Genomic DNA, 22,372 nt, shown 5'->3' with positions numbered 1-22,372 from the left:
TATGGCGCAGCGCATGACTGGCGCCACGCTCACCCTCTACAACAGCCTCACCCGCGCGACCGAAGCGTTCGCGCCGATCGACCCCGCCAAGGGTGTGCGCGTCTATTCGTGCGGGCCGACAGTCTATAGCGACCCGCATCTCGGCAATCTGCGCGCCTATGTGTTCACCGATACGCTCAGCCGGGTGCTGCGGTGGAAGGGCTATGCGCTCACCCATGTCATCAACATCACCGATGTCGGCCATCTGACCTCCGACGCCGACGCGGGCGAGGACAAGATGGAGGCGGCGGCGAAGCAGCGCGGCCTGAGCGCGTGGGACATTTCCCGTCACTATGCCGATGTGTTCCGCCGCAACCTGCGCGACCTCAACATCCGCACCCCCGATCACATGCCGCTGGCGACCGACTACGTCGCCAAGATGATCGACTTCGCCAAGGGCATCGCCGACCAGCATTGCTATCAGCTCGATAGCGGCCTGTATTTCGACAGCAGCACCGTGCCCGATTATGGCAAACTGTCGGGCGGGCAGGACGATGCCGGCGAGGGCCGGATCGAGAGCGTCGAGGGCAAACGCCATCCACAGGATTTCGCGATCTGGCGCACCACCCCGCCGGGCGAGACGCGGCAGATGGAGTGGGATTCACCCTGGGGCCGCGGCGCGCCGGGCTGGCATCTTGAATGCTCGGTGATGAGCGCCGAGCTGCTCGGCCTGCCGTTCGACATCCACACCGGCGGGATCGACCATCGCGAGATCCACCACGTCAACGAAATCGCGCAGAATCAGGCGCATTGCCGCTGCGCGAACTCCGGCGCGAGGTTCTGGATGCACAACAATTTCCTGGTCGATCGCGGCGGGAAAATGTCGAAGTCCAAGGGCGGCATCGCGACGCTCGATGCGCTGGTGGCAAAGGGCGTCCACCCCCTCGCCTATCGCCTGATGTGCCTCTCCGCGCATTATCGCAGCGAGCTGGAGTTCAGCGGCGAGAATCTGATGGCGGCGCTGGTACGGCTGCGGCGGCTGGTGCTGGCGGCGGAGAAGTTCCGCGCGACCGAGGGCAAGGGTGGCGGTAACGCCGCGAGCTATCTCGAACGGCTCGACGCGGCGATGTCCGACGACCTCAACACCCCCAAGGCGCTACCGGTGCTGGAGGAATTGCTCGCCGACAAGCAATTGGGACAGGAAGCGCGGCTGATGACGCTGACGCAGTTCGACACCGCGCTCGGCCTCAACCTGATGGACCTGTCCCGCGCCGATTTGCGCGTGCGGCCGGCCGATGCCCAGGTGACCGAAGCGGAGATCGAAGCCCGCCTCGCCCAGCGCAAGGAAGCCCGCGCGGCGAAAGACTTCGCGCGGTCAGACGCGATCCGCGACGAACTGATCGGTGCGGGAGTCGAGGTGATGGACGGCGACCCGATCGGGTGGGACTGGCGGGTAGAACTCTAATCCCGTTCGTCACCCCCGCGAAAGCGGGGGCCCATCTCCTGAACCGTCCGCAGTCACACCGGCACGATATGCCGCAACACCTGGAGATGGGCCCCCGCTTTCGCGGGGGTGACGATGAAGGTTACACAAACCCCAGATTCGTCGTCGAATAGTTCCCGATATTCGGCAGCACCGTGGACATATTCCCCGCCGACACCCCGAACCAGCTCGCCAGCGTCGCGGCGTACTGATCGACCGAGGTCGTCGGCAGCAGCCGCCCCTGTCCCACATCGCTCGGCGTATTGTGGCCGTAGTCCGGGGCCGTGCCATAGATGCGTCCGCCCTGCACCGCGCCGCCCAGCACGAAATGCATGCTGCCCCAGCCATGGTCGGAGCCATCGTCATTCTGGGTCAGCGTGCGGCCGAAATCGGATGCGGTGAAGCTGGTCACCTTGTCCGCCACGCCCAACGCTACCGTGGTGTCGTAAAAGGCCCGCATTGCATCGGCGACACGCCCCACCAGGGTCGGGTGATCGCGCAGCAGGAAATCGTGCATGTCCCACCCGCCGAGCGAGACGAAGAACACCTGCCGCTTCGCGCCCAGTTCCTGCGACACGGAGATCAGCCGCGCGACGATCTTGAGCTGGTCGGCCAGCGAATTGCCGGTCGGAAACAGCGGGAAGTTCGCCGCCGGTGCGCTGCCCAGCGCGCCATTGACCTGCGCATAAAGGTCGAGCGCTCGCTTCGACACGGTGGCGTGTTCATTGGCGATCAGGTTTGCCTGCGCCCCGCCCATCAGCGACCGCAGCGTGCTGGCGGCGGTGGCCGATCCGTACAGGGTCGATGCGCCGTTGATCAGCGCGGTCGGCCCGTTGGTGCCGGTGACATACTGGATCGAGTTGCGGCCGGACAGATACACCGCATTGCCCGATGCGCTGATACAGGTGAGCGCGCTGGTGCCGTTGCCGCTTTGCAGCAGGTCGCCGATGCGCCCGCCCCAGCCCGATGTCGCACCCTCCGCGCTCGATGCCTGCCAATAGCTTTGCTGGTCATTATGGCTGAACAGCTTGGGCGGCAGCGCCACGGACCGAGCATTATACTCGGCCTTGGTCGTCGGGCGCACCAGCGTGCCGACATTGAGCACCGGGGCGAGCTTGCCCGCATCGAACAAGGGCAGCAGCGACGCCATGGTCGGCGCGAGCGCATATTGCCGCCCGCCAAGGGAATTGGCCGGGTTGAGCAAGGTCGCGGTCAGGCTGTCGCGGCTGTGGCCCAGCGTCGGGCGCTGCGCGAGATAGGCGGCGTGGGTCGCGCTGTCATAGGGCGGCAGCGTGTTGGCATAGTCATTGCCGCCATAGAGGAAGATGCACACCAGCGCCTTGTAATCGCTGGCGACGGCGGCGGATGCTTCACCGATCGCGGCAAGCTGGGTGACGAAGGGCGCGGCGGCGCCAGCACCGCCGAGTGCGGCGGTACGCTTCAGGAAGGCGCGGCGCGATTGGTTCTGGTCCATGTCCCGGCCCCTCACTTCAACGTCAGAAATTCGGGCGATGCCAGCGTCAGCAGGACGGCGATCGCGATGCGGTTGCTGGTGCTGGTCGAACTGTCGACGGCGGCGCGGATTGCAGTGACCGTGGCGCTCGATAGTTGCCCGGCAGCGAGCCACAGATTGATCCGGTCGACCAGATCCGCGCTGTTCGCCGCCAAGGTGGAAAGCGACCCGTAATCGGTGCGCAGATCGGTCGTGTTGTTCACCACCGCCTGCATGTAATTCACATAGCCGACGACGCTGATTTCATTGGTGATCTGCAGTTCCGGCGCGACCAGTCCGGCGGTGGCGATCGGCGTGTTCGGCGGGGTGTAGCCGGGGCGGAAGAAGTTGAACACCGACGGGCTGCGCCCCATCGACTGCGCCAGCCGGTTGGTCGAATTGCTGGTGTTACCCGTCGTCCAGTTGCCCGAGTTCGATGTCGCGCCGAATGCGCGCGCCCATGCCGTAAGGCGCATGACCGGCTCGCGCAGCTTGCCCGCGCTGGTGGCACTCGGCTCGGTCCGCGCCTCGCTGTCCATCAGGATTGCGCGGATCACCGCCTGCATGTCGCCGCGCACGCCCGATCCGTTATCGGCGAACTTCGCCGCCACGCGCCCGACATAGGCGGGCGAGGGATTGCTGGTGACCAGCCGCTGGATCAGCTGTTTCGATACGAACGGTGGCACATTGGGGTGCGCGAAGATCGTGTCGAGCGCTTGGCGGACCGCATCCGCCCCCGACGCCCCCGCCGGGACATTCGCGCCGAGGAAGGTCGAGGCGCCGGTCTCGTGCTGACCGGTGTTGAAGATCATCGCGCGGCGGTAACGGTCCGGGGTGGTATTGTCGGTGCTGTCGAGCACCAGCCCGGTAAACACCCGCGCCAGCCCCGACACGTCGGCCGGGGTATAGGTCTCGACCGGCTGTCCGGAGGCGGTGACGACGCTGCCGTCCATGTTCAGCCGCACCAGGCCGATGGTGAACAGCTGCATCAGTTCGCGCGCATAATTCTCGTCGGGGACCGATCCCGTGCGGCTGTCCGCCTTGCGGTTGCCGAGATAGGTCAGGAACGACCCCATTGCGGGATTATAGGTCACCCGATCGATCAGCGTGCGGAAATTGCCGAACGCATTGTCCATGAGGATGTCGACATAGGCGGCCATCGCGAATTGCCGCCAGCTCAGGTTCACCCCGTCGATCCCGACGACGAGGATTTCGAGCAGCGCCATGACGACACGCTGCCGCAACTGATCGCCCGCTCCGATCAGCTGGCTCCACATCGCGTTGTCGAAACCGTTCTGGTTGTTGACGTTGGCCGCGTCACTATAACCCTTGCTCACCAGCCAGTCCCACAGGCTGGTCGGGCGCGGCTTGGCGAATTCGGCGGTGATCCAGCCATCATAGCCGCGCGCCTGTACCTCGGCGATGTCGGCGGCGGTCGCGCCCATCGTCGCCTGCGACAGGAAGCGGCTGGCCTGCGCGGCGGTAACGGGTGCGGGGCTGGGCGTGGGCGTCGGGCCTGGTGTGGACACCACTCCGCCGCTGCCACCGCCGCCCGAATCGCATGCCGCCAGCGCGAGCGCGAGCCCGCTGACCCCGACCGCGGTGAAGCTACCGCCTGCACGCGCCGCATCGCCCGCGAGCGCCGGTTGCGGCGCGAGCGGTTCATCCACCGCGATCGGCGGCGATTCCAGTTTATCCATTGGTTCCACCCCGGGCGCATGGAGCCTCCCGCCCCAAATCACCCACGCCCAGCATTCCCCGTTAAGCGGACGCGCGCCAGCCAAAAAGAGTATCAATTTGTCGCAAACCAAGATCAGCGCCGCGATTGCCCCGGCGCCCGGATCGCGCCATCCTGTCCGCCATGAAAGCCGTCCTGCCAGCGCTTGCCCGCCCGCTGATCGAACCCGGCCTGCCCGCCGGAATCGACGCCCACTGGTTCACCAGCCGCGAGGAGGCGCTGGCGCTGATCGGCGATGCACAGATCGGCTGGGTCGACATGAACCGGCCCGGCTGGACCGGCGAGATCGCAGCGGCGGGCCAGCAGCTCAAATGGCTGTCGACCATCTATGCCGGGATCGACGCGTTCGACATCGATCTGCTCAAGGCGCGCGGCACGATCCTGACCAATGGCGTCGGGATCAATGCCATCGCGGTTGCCGAATATGCGGTGCTCGGAATCCTCGCCGCGGCCAAACGCTTCGATGAGGTGGTGCGGATCGCCGACCGCCGCGAATGGCCGGGCGATGCGCCGGGCAAGGTCGAGCTGTTCGAAACGCGCGCGCTGGTGATCGGCTATGGCACGATCGGGCGGATGATCGGGGAGCGGCTGGCCGCGTTCGGGGTCGCGGTCACCGGCGTCACCCGCTCGGGCCGCGACGGCACGCTCACCCCTGACCAGTGGCGCGACCGGATCGCGGACTATGACTGGATCGTGCTCGCCGCCCCCTCGACCGATGCAACGGCGGCGATGATCGGTGCGGAGGAGCTGGCGGCGATGAAGCCCGGCGCGTGGCTGATCAACATCGCGCGCGGCGACATGGTCGATCAGGACGCGCTGATCGCGGCGCTGAACAAGCGCCGGATCGGCGGCGCGTTTCTCGATGTCGTCCATCCCGAACCGCTGCCCGCAGACCACCCGCTCTGGACCGCGCCCAACACGCTCCATTCGATGCACCTGTCAGGCCGTTCGCAGACGAAGATGTTCATGCGCGCCGCCGCCCTGTTCCTCGACAATGCCCGCGCCTTTGCCGAGGGTCGGCCGATGAAGAATGTCGTCGATCTCGACGCGGGGTACTGACGCGGCTAATCCCCCTCCCATGATCCTCGTCATCGACAATTACGACAGCTTCACCTGGAACCTCGTCCACTATCTGATGGAGCTGGGCGCGGAGGTGAAGGTGGTGCGCAACGACGCGCTCACCGCGCAGGAAGCGATCGCCAGCAACGCGCAGGCGTTCCTGCTCTCCCCCGGCCCGTGCACGCCCAACGAAGCGGGGATCAGCCTCGACCTCGTCGCCGCCTGTGCGGACGCGGGCAAGCCGCTGCTCGGCGTGTGCCTCGGCCATCAGTCGATCGGCCAGCATTTCGGGGGGAAGGTGGTGCGCGGCGGGCTGATGCACGGCAAGACCTCGCCAGTCACGCATGACGGCACCGGGCTGTTCGAAGGGCTGCCCAGCCCGTTCACCGCCACGCGTTACCATTCGCTGATCGTCACCGACATTCCCGACGCGCTGGTGGTCAACGCCACCGCATCCGACGGCAGCGTCATGGCATTCCGCCATCGCGACCTGCCGATCCATTCGGTCCAGTTCCATCCCGAAAGCATCGCCACCGAGCACGGCCATGCGATGCTGGCGAATTTCCTGAAGATCGCGGGGCTTGAGGCGACGATCCCGGCGTAACGCCGGGGCCGCGAATCAATATCGGGTTAACCCCTTTGCGATACGACAGCGTCGATCCAGTCTCACCCCCGTCTCCCGGACGGGCTGCAAGGGAAGCCATGGGCGAAGCCGCCACACATGACTCGCTACCGCCCCGCATGCCGCGCCAGCAGGTGCTGCTGGGCGCGGAGATTTGCGGGTTCGGCGGCGGAGGCCCGACCAAGCATCGCGTCAAGGACCTGTCCGTGTCCGGCGCGAAGGTCGATCGCGCCGGGATGCTGCGGCCCGGCGCGACGGTATTGGTGTCGGTCGGCGTGCTCAAGGCGGTCGGCGCGACGGTGATCTGGGTCAAGGACGACCTGGCCGGGCTGCGCTTTGCCGAGCTGATCGATCCCGATGCCGCGCGGTCAAAGGCGATCATCGCCCCGCCCAAACCGCGCCCGGCAGTGGCGGTCGATCGCGGCGCGACCGCCGGATGGATTCAGGATCTGAACAGCCCGTACCGGCGCTGAGCGGCCCGCGCTTGTCCCGCCGATAACAGGAATTGCTCGACTTGGCGTTCGCGCGCCGGAATAGAGGCGGCGTGACCCACTTCAGCCTGCTCCCCGACCCCGCCAGCCCGCTCGCCCGCGAAAGCGCGGCGCAGGCATTCGCCGACATCCTCGACGGCCGCGCCGCCGAGGACGAGATCGAGGCGTTCCTGATCGCCTTGTCCGATCGCGGCGAAACCAGCATCGAGATTGCCGAAGCGGCGCGGGCGATGCGCGCGCGGCTGATCCCGGTCCGCGCACCGGCCAATGCCATCGACGTGTGCGGCACCGGCGGCGACGGGCAACATACGCTCAACGTATCGACCGCCGTGGCCATCGTCGTTGCGGCCGCGGGCGTTCCGGTGGCCAAGCACGGCAACCGCGCGGCCAGTTCCAAATCGGGCGCGGCGGACACGCTGGAAGCGCTCGGCCTCGACCTCGATCGCGCGGCCGCCAATGCCGAGGCGCACCTCAACGACTTGGGCATCGCGTTCCTGTTTGCGGCGAAGCACCACCCGGCGCTGGGCCGGATCGCGCCGATCCGCAAGCGCATCGGGCGGCGCACGATCTTCAACCTGATGGGTCCGCTCGCCAATCCGGCGGGGGTGCAGCGCCAGCTGATTGGCATCGCCCGGCCCGATTATGCCCCGATCTATGCCGAAGCGCTGGCGCAGCTGGGCGTCAAGGGCGCGGCAATCGTGGCAGGCGAAGAGGGGCTGGACGAACTGTCGCCCGAAGGCGGGTCGCTGGTGGTCAGCATCGGCGATGTCAGCCTGCCCGCGCGTGTGACCCCTGCGGACGCGGGCCTGTCCGCCCACCCGCTCTCTGCCCTCCGCGGTGGCGACGCGCAGGAGAATGCCGCAGCGCTCCGCCGTCTGCTCGAGGGCGAGCACGGCGCCTATCGCGATGCGGTGCTGCTCAACGCCGCGGCGGCTTTGGTCGTCGCGGGTGAAGCGATCGATCTGCGCGAAGGTGCGGAGGAAGCGGCGGAAACGATCGACAAGGGGCTTGCCAAAGCGCTGCTCGACTGCTGGATCGCCGCCGCATGAGCACGATGCTGGATGAAATCATCGCGGTGAAGCGCGGCGAAGTGGCGGCACGCAAGGCGACGACGTCGCTTGCCGACCTTCAGGCGCTGGCCATGGCGCAAACCCCGCCGCGCGGCTTTCGCGCCGCGCTGGATGCCAAGGCGGCAACCGGATACGGCCTGATCGCGGAGATCAAGAAAGCCTCGCCCTCCAAGGGACTGATCCGCGCCGAGTTCGATCCGCCCGCCCATGCCCGCGCCTATGCCGCTGGCGGCGCGGCATGCCTGTCGGTGCTGACCGATGCGCCCTTCTTTCAGGGGCATGAGGACTATCTGATCGCCGCGCGCGCCGCCTGTCCGCTGCCGGTGATCCGCAAGGATTTCATGATCGATCCGTGGCAGGTGCTGGAGGCGCGCAGCATCGGTGCCGACGCGATCCTGATCATCGTCGCCGCGCTCGAAGACGCGCAGATGGCGGAGATCGAGGACGCGGCGCTGGGCCTTGGCATGGACGTGCTGGTCGAAGTGCATGACGCCGAGGAACTTGACCGCGCGCTGGCGCTGCGCTCGCGGCTGATCGGGGTGAACAACCGCAACCTCAAGGATTTCACCGTCTCGTTCGACCGCACCTATGAACTGGTCGGCCGCGCGCCCGAGGGGTGCACCTTCGTCGCCGAAAGCGGGCTCACCAGCCGCGCCGACCTCGACGCGATGGCGCAGCATGGCGTGCGCTGCTTCCTGATCGGCGAATCGCTGATGCGGCAGGACGATGTGGAGGCGGCGACGCGGGCGATGATCGGGTGAGCGACCTCACCCATCTCGACGCCACCGGCGCGGCACGCATGGTCGATGTCGGCGCCAAGGCCGAAACGGAACGCGTCGCCATCGCCACCGGGCGGATCGCCATGTCGGCCGAGGCGGCGACCGCGATCCGCAACGGTCTGCTCAAAAAGGGCGATGTCATTGCCGTCGCGCGCATTGCCGGGATCATGGCGGCAAAGAAGACCAGTGACCTGATCCCGCTGTGCCACCCGCTGTCGCTCAGCAAGGTCAGCCTCGACCTGGTCCCCGACGATGGCGGCGTCACCGCCACCGCCACGGTCGGCTTGATCGGCCGCACCGGGGTGGAGATGGAGGCGCTCACCGCCGTCACCGTGGCGCTGCTGACCGTGTACGACATGGCCAAGGCGCTCGACCGCACGATGGAAATCGGTGCGGTGCGGCTGATCGAAAAGCGCGGCGGCAAGTCCGGCGACTGGCGCGCGGAGCAGGGTTAACCGACGCCTTACCGCGCTCGCTCAGTGAATCTTGATGGCCCCGGCTGCACCTTGATGCAGTTCAGTTGTGGGGCGTTATGTCGGGTTCGGCGCGGTCGGCCGTATTTTCTTTGTCGGGCGGATTGGAGCAGGTGGTGCCGGCCACCGGCGACAACACGACCCCCGGACGCCTGATCGATGCCGATGGCGCGCGCGATTGCTTCGTCCATCGCATCACGGCTGCCGGCGCGACCCTGACCATGACCGGACCGGTCACGCACGGCACGCGCGCCACGATCGAATTCCCGTTCGGGGTCAGCGCCGAAGGATCGGTCGACGGCGACGATCCGGCCGGTTTCACCTTCCGCTTCGACGCGCCGCTCGACGTGGTCGGCGCGCTGGCCCGCTGCCTCGCCGCGCTGCCCGCGGAGCGCCGGCAGATGCCCCGGATCGAGCTGCGCCAGCGGCTGTGCATCCGCCATTCGGGCCAGGTCGATTTCGCCTGGACCCGCAACCTGTCTCCCGCCGGCCTCGGCGTCGAAACGCGCGCACCGCTGGCGATCGGCGCGCCGGTCGAAGTCACGCTCGACGGTCTGCGCCCGATTACCGGCGAGGTCCGCTGGACCGAACGCGGCCAGGCCGGGCTCGCCTTTGACAGCGAACTGGGCTGGCAGGTGCTGATGCCATGGCTGCGCCAGGTCGCGAACCGGCGCCCGCCGGTCGCGCACGCGCCGATGCCCGGTGCAACCTCGCCGCTCGGCGCGGTGAAGAACGCGATCAAGCTCGATGCCGCCACCCATGTCCGTTCGGGCAGCCGCTGGTGGAATGCCCAGATCACCGCGCTGAGCAATGCGCTGGTCGAGTTCGAAAGCGATATCGAATTCGCGCCGCTGTGCGGCCTGTGGCTGTCGCTGCCGCAGATCGGCGGCTGGCCGATCCGCGTGATCGAATGCCATGGCGCGCGCCATGTCGCCGAATTCCGCCTGCCGCTGCGCCCGCACGACATGGCCCGATTGAGCGAAGCGGCGCGCCCGCGCTGACTCCTGCGGCGACTCGCGGGAAATCCTTGGACCGTGCCGATCCCACCGCTTGACGCGATGTGGAACAAGGCGTAAACGTTCCGCGTCTGTTCTGGATAGGGGACGTGGAATGCTTACCAGGAAGCAGCATGAGCTGATCTGCTTCATCGCCGACAGGCTGGCCGAGACGGGCGTCTCGCCCTCGTTCGAGGAGATGAAGGACGCGCTCGACCTCAAGTCCAAGTCGGGCGTTCACCGCCTGATCTCGGCGCTGGAGGAACGCGGCTTCCTGCGCCGCCTGCCCAACCGTGCGCGCGCGCTCGAAGTGGTCAAGATGCCCGAGCGGGGCGAGACCAAGAAGGCGGCAGCGCCCAAGTCGACGGTGGTCGCGATGCCGCGCCCCGCGCCGCAGCCGGCGAACGACGTGATCGAAATCCCGCTCCACGGCCGCATCGCCGCCGGTGTGCCGATCGAGGCGATGGAGGGCTCGACGATGCTCCCCGTCCCCGCCGCATTGCTTGGCTCGGGCGATCACTACGCGCTCGAAGTTGCCGGCGATTCGATGGTCGAGGCCGGGATTTTCGACGGCGACTATGCGCTGATCCGCCGCCAGGAGACCGCGCGCGACGGCGAGATCGTGGTCGCGCTGATCGACGAGATGGAAGCGACGCTGAAATATTTCCGGAACGAGGGCAGCATGGTCCGCCTCGACCCGGCGAACCGCAGCTACGACCCGCAGCGTTACCGCCCCGATCAGGTGCGTGTGCAGGGCAAGCTGGCCGGCCTGCTGCGCCGCTACTGAAACCCGAACCAGCCCCTCCCCCTCAGGGAAGGGGTTGGGGTGGGGCGGTGCGGCAAGGGCGAATACGCCAAGCCGAGCCCTTCGCGGAACTAAGGGAGAGTGAGCATGACCCTGACCGGCGGATGCCATTGCGGCGCGGTGCGCTACGCAATCGACGGCGAACCGCTCCACGGCGGTCAGGCGCTCTGCCACTGTACCGACTGCCGCCGCTGCGCCGGGGCACCGATGGTCGGTTGGGCGATGTATCCTGAAGACGCGCTGACGGTCACGCAGGGGGCGCCCCGCGAATATGCCTCGTCCGACACCGGGCGCCGCTGGTTCTGCGAGATCTGCGGCACCGGTCTGTTCTATCGCAATGCGACCAACCTGCCGGGCCTGGTCGATGTCCAGGCATCGACCCTCGACGACCCCGACGCCGTCCCCGCCGCCGCGCACATCCAGACCGCCGACCGCATCGGCTGGATGAAGGATGCGCATGGTCTGCCCGAATTTGAGCGGTTCCCGGGCGGGGCCTAGGACCGCGACATGCCCTATTCCGGTGCGCGCGCGCGTGGGTCTGGTTGTGTCGTGGGCCTGCTTGTCTCCCTCTTGGCGCTGGCGGTCACTTATGGGTTCGTGACCGGGTATCTGCCGGTGCGCCCGTTTGACTCGGATCGCTGGAAGCAAGTGGAGCGCGCCGACGATCAGGCCCGTATTCACATGATCGCGCATCTCATGTGGAGCAGGAAGCTAGACGGCCTGAACCGCAGCGAGCTGGTCGCGCTGCTGGGCGCACCGTCCGACGCCAGCTATTTCCGCGATCGCGACTATGTCTATTGGCTCGGGAACGAGCGGTCGCTGCTGTCCATCGACTCCGAATGGCTCGTTGTCGATGTCGATGCGGCGGGTCGCGTGTCCAACTATGAGGTCGTGCGCGACTGAGTTGGGCGGCGCCCCCCTCACCGCCCCGGCATCACCGTCTCCGCCTCCAGCCACGGATGCCGTGCGCCCGGGCGCCGCACCGTCACCACCGTCGGCCGCGCGCCGAAGGTGATCGCCACCCCGCCGGTTTCCGCCAGCGTCGCGCGATCCAGCTTCAGCCATTTCGGCACGCACCCGCGCGGCAGCCAGCGGTCCGCGACGATGATGTCCGCCGAGGCACAGAATTCCACCATCGCGCGCCACGGCACGCGATAGCCGCTGCGCGTCGCCGCGATCCGCCATTCGCGCCCGCCGCGCTCGACCGCCACCATGCACAGATCCGCGCTGCACCGCGCATCGCGCTGTTCGGCCAGCGCCGGGAGTTCGGCATCGACCCCGCCATTCTCGGCGAGCGTGTCGCGCACATAGTCCCCCGCCCGGTCGCGCAGCAGCGCCAGTTCGCCATGATCCATCCGCAGCGCCAAATGCCGCCCGTCCCCGGTCACCAGCAGGTCCGGCATCGGCGTCGCCAGCGCCCATACCGCCCCCACCGCAACCGGCAGCAGCCCCGCCAGCCGTACCCGCGTCCGCCACAGCGCGACCCACAGCCCGCCTGCGACCATCAGCGCATAGGCCCCGCCCGGCATCGCGGGCAGCATCGCTAACGCACCCGGCGCATTGGCCGCCGTGTGCGCGATCCACAGCAGCAGATGCAGCCCCCGCTCAGCCACCCACCAGAAGGGCGCGCCCAGCCCGACTGCATCGAACACGAGCCCCGCCGCCTCGAACGGCATCACGACGAATGTGGTCAGCGGAATCGCCACGATATTGGCGAGCGATCCGTACAGGCCGGACTTGTGGAAATGGTAGAGCGCGATCGGCGTCAGCGCGATCTCGACCACCAGGCCGGTCAGCAGCAGCGACGCAACGCCCCGCAGCAACCGCGCCCCCCAGCCCTCTTCGCGCCGCTCGAACCAGCCGCGCACGCGCTGGTTTTCGTACAGCGCGACGATCGCGGTGACGGCGGCAAAGCTCATCTGGAAACTCGGGCCCATCAACGCCTCGGGCCACAGCAGCAGCACGACCACCGCCCCGAACGCCACCAGCCGCAACGTGATCGCCTGTCGCCCCAGCATCATCGCCGCCAGCACCATCAGCGCCGCGATGCACGATCGCACCGTCGGCACCTCCGCCCCGGTCAGCAGCGTATAGCCCACCGCCGCCAGCCCGGCGACGCCCGCCGCAATCACCGGCAATGGCCAGCGCAGCGCCAGCGTCGGGCTGAGCGCGAGCAGCCGCAGCACCAGCAGCATCGTCGCGCCGACCACCGCCGTTACATGCAGCCCGCTGACCGACAGCAGATGCGCCAGCCCCGACCGCCGTAGCGCCTCGGCATCCTCCTCGCTGATTGCACCCCGGTCGCCGGTGACCAGCGCCGCTGCAATCCCGCCCGCACTCCCGTCGATGCGCGACTGGACATGCGCGGTCAGGCGTGCGCGCAGCCCGCTATCGGCCCGCCCCGGCGCCAGCACGGTGACCGGCGCAAAGCCGCGCCCGGTCGCGCCCAGCCCGTCGAACCACGCCACCCGCTCGAAATCATAAGCCCCCGGCACGGCGGGCGGCGCGGGCGGCATCAACCGCGCGCGCAACCGCACCCGCGCGCCGGGAGTCAGCCCGGCGGGCACGTCCTTCACCGCCAGATTGACCCGCACCAGTCCGGGCAGTCCGGTCCCGACATCGGTCGCGATGCGCAGCCGTACCAGCGCGCGCGCGGGCAATGGCTCGATCCGTGCGACTGTCCCCATCACCTGCACCACCGCTGGACGCGCCAGCACCGGCGCGGAAACCCGCTCCGCCCGCCACCACACCAGCGCGCAGCCCAGCGCGACCAGCAGTCCGGCCCAGGCCAACGCCCGGAGCATCCGGCCGCTGCGTCCCAGAGCCAGCGCTGCCGCCGCGAGTGCAAGTCCACCAAGGATCACCGCGCCCCACCGCGCCGCGTCGGCCAATGCGAACCATGCGGCGATCCCCGCGCCGATCATCACCGGCACCCACAGGAACAGCTGCCCGCGCTCGGCCTCCAGCCAGCGCTCGACCCGCGCGCCAATGCTGCCCGGCCATGCCGGGGTCGGGAACCGCACCGGCCCCCATGCGCGCGCGGCGTCGGTCCCCATCGGGCGTGCAGCTTGGGCCAGCCATGATCCCTACGCAACCCACTCCAATCCCCTACGTATCACTGCGGTTTGAAGCGCGCCGCACCGCGTGCTAGGGGCGCACCCGGCCATCCTGGCCGCCAATGACAAGCTGGAGATTGCGCGGTTGAGCGCTGCACCTGAGCCCGCCACGGGCGCCACCATCGTTACGCGCTTCGCGCCCTCGCCCACTGGCTTCCTGCACATCGGCGGCGCGCGCACCGCGCTGTTCAACTGGCTGTTCGCGCGCCATCACGGCGGCAAGTTCCTGCTGCGGATCGAGGATACCGACCGCGCGCGCTCGACCGAGCCTGCCATCGCCGCGATCCTCGACGGGATGCGCTGGCTCGGCCTCGATTGGGATGGCGAGGAAGTCTATCAGTTCGCCCGCGCCGATCGGCATGCGCAGGTCGCGCACGCGATGCTCGAAAGCGGCCATGCCTATCGCTGCTGGATGACGCAGGAGGAAATCGCCGCGCAGCGTGAGGCGGCGCAGGCAGCGAAACAGCCCTATCGCATCCGCAGCCCGTGGCGCGACCGCAATGACGGCCCGCTCGACCAGCCCCACGTCGTCCGCATCCGCGCCGAGCGCGAGGGCGCGACAACCATCCGCGACCTCGTCCAGGGCGAAGTGACGGTGCAGAATGCCGAGCTGGACGACATGGTCCTGCTGCGCTCCGACGGCACGCCGACCTATATGCTCGCGGTAGTGGTCGACGATCACGACATGGGCGTGACCCACGTCATTCGCGGCGACGATCACCTCAACAACGCGTTCCGCCAGCTCACGATCATCCGCGCGATGGGTTGGGCCGAGCCGACCTATGCCCATATCCCGCTGATCCACGGCGCGGATGGGGCGAAGCTGTCGAAGCGGCACGGCGCGCTCGGCGTCAACGACTATCGCGACGACCTTGGCGTGCTGCCCGAAGCGCTGTTCAACCATCTCCTCCGCCTCGGCTGGGGCCATGGCGATGCCGAGATTATCGACCGCGAACAGGCGATCGAATGGTTCACGCTCGACGGCGTCGGCAAGTCGCCATCGCGCTTCGACCTCAAGAAACTCGACAGCCTCAACGGCCATTATATCCGCGCCGCCGACGATGCCCGGCTGGCCGAGCTTGCCGCGAAATTCCTGCCGTTCGAACCGACGCCGGAGCAGCGCGATCTTCTGCAGCGCAGCATGCACGCGCTCAAGCCGCGCGCTGCCAGCCTGATCGAAATCGCGAACGGCGCCGCCTTCCTGTTCGCCACCCGGCCGCTGCAAATCGACGCGGATGCGGAGCCGCTGCTTGAAGGTCCGGCACGCGAACTTATTTCGCAACTGCACAGCGCGCTTGACGCGGTGGCGGACTGGAATACGGAAGCACTCGAAGCTGCGGTACGTGAGGTCGCGGAGTCGGCAGGCGTCAAACTGGGCGCGGTGGCACAGCCATTGCGCGCGGCGCTTACCGGCAAGCGCACCTCGCCGGGGATTTACGACGTGCTCTTCTTGCTGGGGCGCGACGAAAGCCTCAGCCGCATTGCAGATCAGATGACGGCCTCCCCGGGCGCATGAAACGGACGGCTGAAGGAAAGGAAGTGACGATGACCGACTCCACCCTCAATCTGGGCGACAAGGCATATCCCGTACGACAGGGAAGCGTCGGCCCCGAGGTCGTCGACATCCGCAAATTCTATGCCCAGACGGGCAAATTCACCTATGATCCGGGCTTCACCTCGACCGCATCGTGCGAGAGCGCCCTTACCTATATCGACGGCGACCAGGGCGTGCTGCTGCACCGCGGCTACCCGATCGACCAGCTCGCCGAGCAGTCGAGCTTCATGGAGGTCGCCTATCTGCTGCTGAACGGCGAGCTGCCGAACGGTGACGAGCTGGGCAAGTTCACCAACACCATCACTCGCCACACGATGCTGCATGAGCAGCTCGCGACCTTCTATCGCGGCTTCCGTCGCGACGCGCACCCGATGGCGATCATGTGCGGCGTGGTCGGCGCGCTCTCGGCCTTCTACCACGACTCGACCGACATCAGCGATCCGCACCAGCGCATGGTGGCCAGCCACCGCCTGATCGCCAAGATGCCGACGATCGCGGCGATGGCATACAAGTACAGCGTGGGTCAGCCGTTCCTGTATCCGGACAACTCGCTGTCCTACACCGGCAACTTCCTGCGCATGACTTTCGGCGTGCCGGCGGAGGAATATGTCGTCGATCCGATCATCGAATCGGCGATGGACAAGATCTTCATCCTCCACGCCGATCACGAACAGAATGCGTCGACCTCGACCGTGCGTCTCGCCGGCTCGTCGGGCGCCAATCCGTTCGCGTGCATCGCGGCGGGCATTGCGTGCCTGTGGGGCCCGGCGCATGGCGGCGCGAACGAAGCCGCGCTCAACATGCTGCGTGAGATCGGCCGTCCGGAGCGCATCCCCGAGTATATCGCCCGCGCCAAGAACAAGGACGATCCGTTCCGCCTGATGGGCTTCGGTCATCGCGTGTACAAGAATTTCGACCCGCGCGCGAAGGTGCTGTCCAAGGCCGCGACCGAAGTGCTCGACAAGCTCGGCATCAGCGATCCGGTGCTCGACACCGCGCGCGAGCTTGAGCGGATCGCGCTCAGCGACGATTACTTCATCGAAAAGAAGCTCTACCCGAATGTCGACTTCTACTCGGGCGTGATCCTGTCGGCGATCGGCTTCCCGACGACGATGTTCACCGTCCTCTTCGCCCTCGCCCGCACCGTCGGCTGGGTCGCGCAGTGGAACGAAATGATCAGCGATCCCGACCAGAAGATCGGCCGTCCGCGCCAGCTCTACACCGGCCCGACCCAGCGCGATTACGTGCCGGTCAGCCAGCGTTGATGTGACCCACCCCCTCTCCGGCGCGCCGGGGAGGGGGTTTCACAGATTGGTGGCGACGAGATAGCCACCGACCGCGATCACCACGACCGCGAACAGCCGCTCCAGCAGCCCCTTGCGCGCCGCCATCCGCTTGCCGAGCGCGATGCCCGCCACCGCGCCGCCGATGCCGCCCAGCAGCATCAGGCCCGCGATGCGCCAGTCGACAAAGCCCGACACCGCATAGGACCCTGCCGTCGTCGCGCCGAGTGCGCTGACGACCACCAGCGACGTTCCCGCTGCCTGGGTCATCGACATGCGCGTCGATGCAATCAGCGCCGGGACGATCAGGAACCCGCCGCCGATCCCGAAAAAGCCGGATGCCAGGCCGACCAGCAGTCCCGCCGGCACGAGGCGCGGGATGAGCTGCCCGGCGCTGGCGCGGGTCAGCCGCACCTCGGGCCGGTCTGCGCCGCCGCGTTTGCGGAACATCGACAGGCCGATGACGACCATCAGCAGGCCGAACAGCATCAGCAACCGCGCCCCGTCCATCGCCTTGCCGGCTTCGGCGCCGACCGCAGCGCCAGCGACGCCGGCGATCGCGAAGACCGTGCCGCACCGCCACTTGACCGTTCCTGCCCGCGCATGACCGACCAGGCCCGCCAGCGCATTCGCCGCCACCGCGACCGCAGCCGTGCCGATCGCCGCATGCGCCGATCCGACGCCGACAACATGGACGAGCAACGGCACCGCAAGAATCGACCCGCCGCCGCCCACCAGTCCCAGCACCAGGCCGATCAGCGCCCCCGACAGGATCGTTGCCACCCACATCGCCGGCCTCCATTGACCGAGTTACATTAGCTATTGCTGATTTAGATAGTGCTCATATATTGTCAATCAGTGATGGAGGATAGCATGCAGCCGCTGATCGAGGCGTTTTTCGATACCCCGACCAATACCGTGACCTATCTGGTTGCCGATCCCGCAACGGGCACGGCGGCGGTGATCGACCCGGTCCATGATTTCGACCCCGAAAGCGGGGAAGTCGATACGGCGTCGGTCGACCGCGTGCTCGACGCCGCGGCCGCGCGCGGCTGGAACATCGCGATGGTGCTCGAAACCCATGCCCATGCCGACCATCTGTCGGGCGCGCCGCTGATCAAGGAGCGGACCGGGGCCTGGATCGGCATCGGCGAGCATATCCGCGACGTGCAGAAGATTTTCCGGCCGGTCTTCAACCTCACCGATCTCACCCCCGATGGGTCCGATTTCGACCGGCTGTTTGCCGATGGCGAACGCTTCGCGCTGGGGGAACTGGAGGTCGAGGTGATGCATGTGCCCGGTCACACCCCCGCCGACATCGCCTATCGCATCGGCGACGCTGCCTTTGTCGGCGATACGCTGTTCATGCCCGATTACGGCACCGCTCGCGCCGATTTTCCGGGTGGGGACGCGCGGACCCTGTACCGCTCGATCCGCAAATTGCTGTCGCTCCCGGACGACACGCGCCTGTTCCTGTGCCACGACTACAAGGCACCGGGCCGCGCCGACTATCGCTGGGAAACCACCGTCGGAGCCCAGCGCCGCGAGAGCGTGCATGTCCATGATGGCGTGAGCGAAGACGCGTTCGTCGCGATGCGCGAAGCGCGCGATGCGACGCTGGCGGTGCCGCGGCTGCTGCTGCCGTCGATCCAGGTCAATGTCCGCGCCGGGCGCTTGCCCGAAGCCGAGGCGAATGGCGTACGCTATCTGCGCATCCCGGTGAAAGCCCGCACGGCGTAACCGTACCCTGCCGACCGGCGGCGGAGCCGATCGGCCGGCGGGGCGTTGCCCCATCGAGGAGCCTGTCATGTCCGACCGCCCGACTGCCACCCTGTTTCGCATGGTCATGCCGGGGCATATCTGCCCCTATGGGCTGAAGGCCAAGGCGCTGCTGGAACGCAAGGGATTTGCGGTCGACGACCGGTGGCTCAAAAGTCGTGCCGAGACCGATGCCTTCAAGGCGCAGCATGGCGTTGCGACCACACCCCAGACCTTTATCGATGGCGTGCGCATCGGTGGCCATGACGATCTGCGGCGGCATTTCGGCCTGCATGTCCGCGAAAAGGGCGCGACCAGCTACGCCCCGGTAATCGCCTTGTTCGGAATGATGGCGCTGATGGCGCTGGCGGCCAGCCATGCCGCCTATGGTTCGCCCTTCACGATCCGCGCGGCCGAGTGGTTCATCTCCTTCAGCATGGTCGCACTCGCCATCCAGAAGCTTCGCGATGTCGAAAGCTTTTCGACGATGTTCCTCGGTTACGACCTGCTCGCGCGGCGCTGGGTGCCCTATGCCTATTTCTACCCCTTTGCCGAGGGGCTGGCCGGCATCCTGATGACCGCGCAGGCGCTGCACTGGTTGTCGATCCCGCTCGCCGCGCTCATCGGCAGCGTCGGCGCGGTTTCGGTGTTCAAGGCGGTTTATGTCGAACGGCGCGAACTCAAATGCGCCTGCATGGGCGGCGACAGCAATGTCCCGCTCGGCTTCATCGCGCTGACCGAAAATGTGATGATGGTGGCGATGGCGGTATGGATGCTGCTGCGCTGATCAGCCGCGCGCGTCCAGTTCCCTGACCAGCCGTTTGGGCGCCTGAGCGCGGTAGCTTTCCTCGACCCATTCGCGCAGCTGGCCCATGTCCGGGATCGCCGCCGCGTCGCACTCGAACGTGACCCAGCCGCTCTTGCCCAGGCCATAGCCGGTGGGCCGCGCGAACGGCAGGTCCAGCGCCATCGCGCCGGTGTAGTGCAGCTTCACCGACATGCGGAAATCGTCGCCGGTCGTCAGATAGGCAAAGGTCTTGTCATTGACCGCCAGGTCCGAGTGATCCGGCCACGGCGCCTTGAGATGCGCGCCGGGCAGGGTCAGCCCCCATTGGCGCAGCGCATCGATGATTTCGCGCGGAGATGCCATTCGCCCCCGATAGCGCGTTCCGGGTGTCGCGTCAGCCCTCGCGCGCGGGCAGGGTCAGGACGAAGCGCGCGCCCTGTCCCGGCGCGCTGTCCACGGTGATATCACCGCCCATCGCCCGGGCAAGCCGCCGCGCGATGTAGAGACCCAGGCCGCTGCCGCCCGGTTCGCTCGGATCGACCCGTCCGAATTTCTCGAAGATGCGGGCATGATCCTCTGCCGCGATGCCCTTGCCCTGATCGGCGACGATGACACAGCCGAGCGCGCCCTCGCGCTCCAGCCGCACCCAGACCGACCCGCCTGGCGGCGAATAGCGCAGCGCATTGCCGATCAGGTTGACCATGATCTGCAGCACGCGGCGAAACTCGCCGGTGGCGGGCAGGCGCTCGTCCGCCTTGGGCTTGTCGATCCGCACATCCGCTTCGCTCGCGCGCACGGCAAGCAGCCCGGCCGCGCGGCGCGCGATATCGGCCAGGTCGACCGGCTCGGCCTCAACCTGGAAATCATCGCGCTCGACCGCGCTCAGGTCGGCCAGATCGTCGACCAGCGACAATAAATGCCGTCCGGCATTGGCAATATCGCCGGCATAATCGGCATAATCGGCGCGCAGCGGTCCATCGACCTGCGCGCTGATGCTGTCGGCGTTGGCGATGATGCGACTGAGCGGCTGGCGCAGTGCGCGGTCGAGCCGCTGTCCGAATTCGGACGTGAACACCGCTGGCGGCGCAGGCGGCTGGACGGGCGCCTCCGCTGCCGGATCGATCATTTCGGCAGCGCCGCTGAACCCGGCAAAGCGGCCCAGCGCGTCGACCCGCGGGCTGGCCGAAAGCCGCACCCGGCGGCCGGTGCCGCGCAGTTCGGCTACCTGCCCCTCGAACCGGCCCTGTTCGGCCGCGGCAGTAAGGATCGGCAACGCCCCCTCGTCATCGGCTTCCAGCGCGAACAGCAGCGTCAGCGGCTGGCCAAGGATCTTGCCGGCGTCAAAGCCATGGCGCGCGCCCGCTTCGATCGACAGATGCGTCAACCGCATCGCCGAATCGCATTCCCACACCCAGTCGGCATCGCTGCGCAGAAAATCATCCTCGCGCGCCGCGTCGGGCACCGCCCGCCACGCAGCGCGCGGGCGCCATCCGCTGACCTCGAGGCGCACGCCATCGGCATCCGGCTCGGCGCGGACCCACAGGTCGATGTCATCCTCGCCATCGGCCGCGATGATGTTGCGGGAGATCGCGACGCCGAGCCGCTGGGACAGGCGCGCGATCGACGCGATCTGCGGGATCGCCAGCGGTGCGCCCTGACGCCCCCCGGCGCGGGCGTTGAGGTCGGACAGGCGCGGTTCGGCGTCGAGCAGCCGCCCGTCGCGCCCGACCCGGCCGATGGCGACGGGCAGATGGGGATCGATCGCGTTCATGCCGGGCCCCGCCGCAACGCCTGGACGGCGGCGCGATAATCGACGGGAAGCCGCAGCCCGGCCAGTGCCGCGCGGGCATCCTCGACCGTGATCGCCATGATCGTATCGATCTGTTCGGCAAATGCCTCAATGTCGCGGCGCGGATCGGCTTGCGCGAGGGCAAGGCCGAGCCGGGCGATTGCAGGACGCTCCAGGCCGAGCGCGCGAAGCGCGACCCACAGCCGGCTGCTCGCGCTGTCGAGCGCCAGATCGCGCGCCACCGCATAGTCGACGCCCAGCGCATGGGCGAGCAGGCCGGCAAACAGCGTTACCCGCCGATCCCCCAGCGCCTCGTCGAGCAATTCGGGCAGCTCCTCGGGTCGCGCATCGATCGCAACCGCAAGGCGCATGACCGCGGCCTCGACCCGGTCGCCTTCATCATGCGCGGCCAGGCTGCGCTGCGCCGCCTCGGCCAGCACCCGGTCGAGCAGCGCCGCGCCGCTCATGTCGCGTTCGGAACCGCCGGGAACGCACTGCCGCAGCGCCGCCGCGACCCACCATACCAGCCGGTGATGCAGTTCCGCCGACAGGTCGGTCTGCGGCAGCGGACCCTGTTCGGGGACGCTGCGCCGCCGGCTTTCGGCGATCAGCAGCCCCATTGCGCATTGTGCAAGGACGCGGTCGGGGTGCTGGACCAGCCGGTTGACCAGGCTCGGCTGCTCCGGATCGTCATGCGCCTGAATCGGCAGCGCCGCCGCCAATTGTTCCTGACGCACCTGCGCGATCAGCTCGGCCATCAGGGTGCGGTCGCGCAACAGGCCCGATTCGCTCAACGCGGCAAACACGCCTGTCGACCGCGCCAGCGATTCGGCCAGCTCGCCCTCACCCTGCGCCTGCAGCTGCCGGATGCCATGATCCCGCAATTCCCCTTCGACCGTATCGATCAACGCACGGATCAACCGCGCCAGGCCGAGCCGGGTACGCTCGTCCAAACGATGGGAATCATGGATAAAAAAGTCGGCAATCGCGCCGGACAGTCCATCGTGCGCGGCATCGTCCGCCGCCGCGGCATGCGCGAGCAGCGTGCGTGCGCCCATCTGGACGCCGTCACTCATGTCGACATTCGGGTCAGACATG

At 67.8% G+C, this 22,372-nt stretch carries 22 protein-coding genes; 15 read left to right on the top strand and 7 right to left on the bottom strand.

What is annotated here, in order from left to right; all coding sequences use genetic code 11:
* The first annotated feature begins 1 nt into the window (after nucleotide 1).
* The gene (gene cysS, locus J2Y54_RS12770) at nucleotides 2–1,444 is read left to right on the top strand and encodes a cysteine--tRNA ligase (RefSeq protein WP_405052917.1); all 1,443 of its coding nucleotides are present in this window, start codon (nucleotides 2–4) and stop codon (nucleotides 1,442–1,444) included.
* Between the two features lie 121 nt (nucleotides 1,445–1,565).
* Here cysS and J2Y54_RS12765 read toward each other — a convergent pair whose 3' ends face one another.
* The gene (locus J2Y54_RS12765; protein ID WP_310040190.1) at nucleotides 1,566–2,936 is read right to left on the bottom strand and encodes a DUF1501 domain-containing protein; all 1,371 of its coding nucleotides are present in this window, start codon (nucleotides 2,934–2,936) and stop codon (nucleotides 1,566–1,568) included.
* A gap of 11 nt (nucleotides 2,937–2,947) precedes the next feature.
* Nucleotides 2,948–4,654 (bottom strand): DUF1800 domain-containing protein, encoded by a 1,707-nt coding sequence (locus tag J2Y54_RS12760; RefSeq protein ID WP_310040188.1) that lies wholly within the window; start codon nucleotides 4,652–4,654, stop codon nucleotides 2,948–2,950.
* 161 nt (nucleotides 4,655–4,815) lie between these two features.
* Here J2Y54_RS12760 and J2Y54_RS12755 point away from each other — a divergent pair, with 161 nt between their 5' ends.
* From J2Y54_RS12755 to J2Y54_RS12710, 10 genes are all read left to right on the top strand, one after another.
* Entirely contained in the window at nucleotides 4,816–5,751 is a 936-nt protein-coding gene (locus tag J2Y54_RS12755; RefSeq protein WP_310040186.1) for a D-2-hydroxyacid dehydrogenase, read from the top strand.
* Between the two features lie 19 nt (nucleotides 5,752–5,770).
* A complete protein-coding gene (locus tag J2Y54_RS12750; RefSeq protein ID WP_310040185.1) occupies nucleotides 5,771–6,355 on the top strand; it encodes an aminodeoxychorismate/anthranilate synthase component II in 585 nt (194 codons plus the stop codon).
* A 98-nt stretch (nucleotides 6,356–6,453) separates the two neighbouring features.
* On the top strand, nucleotides 6,454–6,846 hold the full coding sequence (locus J2Y54_RS12745; RefSeq protein ID WP_310040184.1) for a PilZ domain-containing protein: 393 nt from the start codon (nucleotides 6,454–6,456) through the stop codon (nucleotides 6,844–6,846).
* A 71-nt stretch (nucleotides 6,847–6,917) separates the two neighbouring features.
* Complete coding sequence (trpD, locus tag J2Y54_RS12740) at nucleotides 6,918–7,913, top strand: anthranilate phosphoribosyltransferase (RefSeq protein ID WP_310040183.1); 996 nt, start codon at nucleotides 6,918–6,920, stop codon at nucleotides 7,911–7,913.
* On the top strand, nucleotides 7,910–8,695 hold the full coding sequence (trpC, locus tag J2Y54_RS12735) for an indole-3-glycerol phosphate synthase TrpC (protein ID WP_310040182.1): 786 nt from the start codon (nucleotides 7,910–7,912) through the stop codon (nucleotides 8,693–8,695). Before trpD ends, trpC begins: the two co-directional genes overlap by 4 nt.
* Complete coding sequence (gene moaC / locus J2Y54_RS12730; RefSeq protein ID WP_310040180.1) at nucleotides 8,692–9,168, top strand: cyclic pyranopterin monophosphate synthase MoaC; 477 nt, start codon at nucleotides 8,692–8,694, stop codon at nucleotides 9,166–9,168. Before trpC ends, moaC begins: the two co-directional genes overlap by 4 nt.
* Nucleotides 9,169–9,302: 134 nt before the next feature.
* Nucleotides 9,303–10,187 (top strand): PilZ domain-containing protein, encoded by an 885-nt coding sequence (locus J2Y54_RS12725; protein ID WP_310040179.1) that lies wholly within the window; start codon nucleotides 9,303–9,305, stop codon nucleotides 10,185–10,187.
* Between the two features lie 109 nt (nucleotides 10,188–10,296).
* Nucleotides 10,297–10,968, top strand: a complete 672-nt coding sequence (gene lexA, locus J2Y54_RS12720; protein WP_310040177.1) for a transcriptional repressor LexA — start codon at nucleotides 10,297–10,299, stop codon at nucleotides 10,966–10,968.
* A 105-nt stretch (nucleotides 10,969–11,073) separates the two neighbouring features.
* The gene (locus J2Y54_RS12715) at nucleotides 11,074–11,484 is read left to right on the top strand and encodes a GFA family protein (RefSeq protein WP_310040176.1); all 411 of its coding nucleotides are present in this window, start codon (nucleotides 11,074–11,076) and stop codon (nucleotides 11,482–11,484) included.
* Nucleotides 11,485–11,583: 99 nt separating this feature from the next.
* Nucleotides 11,584–11,889 carry a hypothetical protein gene (locus J2Y54_RS12710; RefSeq protein ID WP_310040174.1) on the top strand — a complete coding sequence of 102 codons (306 nt, stop codon included), beginning with the start codon at nucleotides 11,584–11,586 and terminating at the stop codon, nucleotides 11,887–11,889.
* 17 nt (nucleotides 11,890–11,906) lie between these two features.
* Here J2Y54_RS12710 and J2Y54_RS12705 read toward each other — a convergent pair whose 3' ends face one another.
* Nucleotides 11,907–14,042 (bottom strand): ComEC/Rec2 family competence protein, encoded by a 2,136-nt coding sequence (locus tag J2Y54_RS12705; protein ID WP_405052916.1) that lies wholly within the window; start codon nucleotides 14,040–14,042, stop codon nucleotides 11,907–11,909.
* A gap of 130 nt (nucleotides 14,043–14,172) precedes the next feature.
* Here J2Y54_RS12705 and gltX point away from each other — a divergent pair, with 130 nt between their 5' ends.
* Both gltX and J2Y54_RS12695 read left to right on the top strand, forming a co-directional pair.
* Nucleotides 14,173–15,618, top strand: coding sequence for a glutamate--tRNA ligase (gene gltX, locus J2Y54_RS12700; protein WP_405052930.1), 1,446 nt, complete (start codon nucleotides 14,173–14,175; stop codon nucleotides 15,616–15,618).
* A 29-nt stretch (nucleotides 15,619–15,647) separates the two neighbouring features.
* Nucleotides 15,648–16,922 carry a citrate synthase gene (locus tag J2Y54_RS12695; RefSeq protein WP_310040172.1) on the top strand — a complete coding sequence of 425 codons (1,275 nt, stop codon included), beginning with the start codon at nucleotides 15,648–15,650 and terminating at the stop codon, nucleotides 16,920–16,922.
* A gap of 39 nt (nucleotides 16,923–16,961) precedes the next feature.
* Here J2Y54_RS12695 and J2Y54_RS12690 read toward each other — a convergent pair whose 3' ends face one another.
* The gene (locus tag J2Y54_RS12690) at nucleotides 16,962–17,729 is read right to left on the bottom strand and encodes a sulfite exporter TauE/SafE family protein (RefSeq protein WP_310040169.1); all 768 of its coding nucleotides are present in this window, start codon (nucleotides 17,727–17,729) and stop codon (nucleotides 16,962–16,964) included.
* Nucleotides 17,730–17,813: 84 nt separating this feature from the next.
* Here J2Y54_RS12690 and J2Y54_RS12685 point away from each other — a divergent pair, with 84 nt between their 5' ends.
* Both J2Y54_RS12685 and J2Y54_RS12680 read left to right on the top strand, forming a co-directional pair.
* Nucleotides 17,814–18,680: an MBL fold metallo-hydrolase gene (locus J2Y54_RS12685; protein ID WP_310040168.1), complete on the top strand. Its 867-nt coding sequence runs from the start codon at nucleotides 17,814–17,816 to the stop codon at nucleotides 18,678–18,680.
* Between the two features lie 67 nt (nucleotides 18,681–18,747).
* Nucleotides 18,748–19,485: a MauE/DoxX family redox-associated membrane protein gene (locus tag J2Y54_RS12680; protein WP_310040166.1), complete on the top strand. Its 738-nt coding sequence runs from the start codon at nucleotides 18,748–18,750 to the stop codon at nucleotides 19,483–19,485.
* On the opposite strand, the gene J2Y54_RS12675 is transcribed toward J2Y54_RS12680, so the two are convergent.
* The 3 genes from J2Y54_RS12675 to J2Y54_RS12665 are packed head-to-tail and all read right to left on the bottom strand — an operon-like array spanning nucleotide 19,486 to nucleotide 22,371.
* Nucleotides 19,486–19,848 (bottom strand): MmcQ/YjbR family DNA-binding protein, encoded by a 363-nt coding sequence (locus J2Y54_RS12675; RefSeq protein WP_310040164.1) that lies wholly within the window; start codon nucleotides 19,846–19,848, stop codon nucleotides 19,486–19,488.
* Nucleotides 19,849–19,879: 31 nt separating this feature from the next.
* Complete coding sequence (locus J2Y54_RS12670) at nucleotides 19,880–21,256, bottom strand: HAMP domain-containing sensor histidine kinase (protein ID WP_310040163.1); 1,377 nt, start codon at nucleotides 21,254–21,256, stop codon at nucleotides 19,880–19,882.
* Nucleotides 21,253–22,371 carry a DUF2336 domain-containing protein gene (locus J2Y54_RS12665; RefSeq protein ID WP_310040162.1) on the bottom strand — a complete coding sequence of 373 codons (1,119 nt, stop codon included), beginning with the start codon at nucleotides 22,369–22,371 and terminating at the stop codon, nucleotides 21,253–21,255. Before J2Y54_RS12665 ends, J2Y54_RS12670 begins: the two co-directional genes overlap by 4 nt.
* Between the last annotated feature and the right edge of the window lies 1 nt (nucleotide 22,372).

Origin of the sequence: Sphingomonas sp. BE123 (assembly GCF_031456015.1) — a bacterium.
In the GTDB taxonomy this organism is placed as follows: Bacteria; Pseudomonadota; Alphaproteobacteria; order Sphingomonadales; family Sphingomonadaceae; genus Sphingomonas.
The sequence above is the reverse complement of the archived record's forward strand: the minus strand, read 5'-3'. Positions and strand labels throughout refer to the sequence as shown.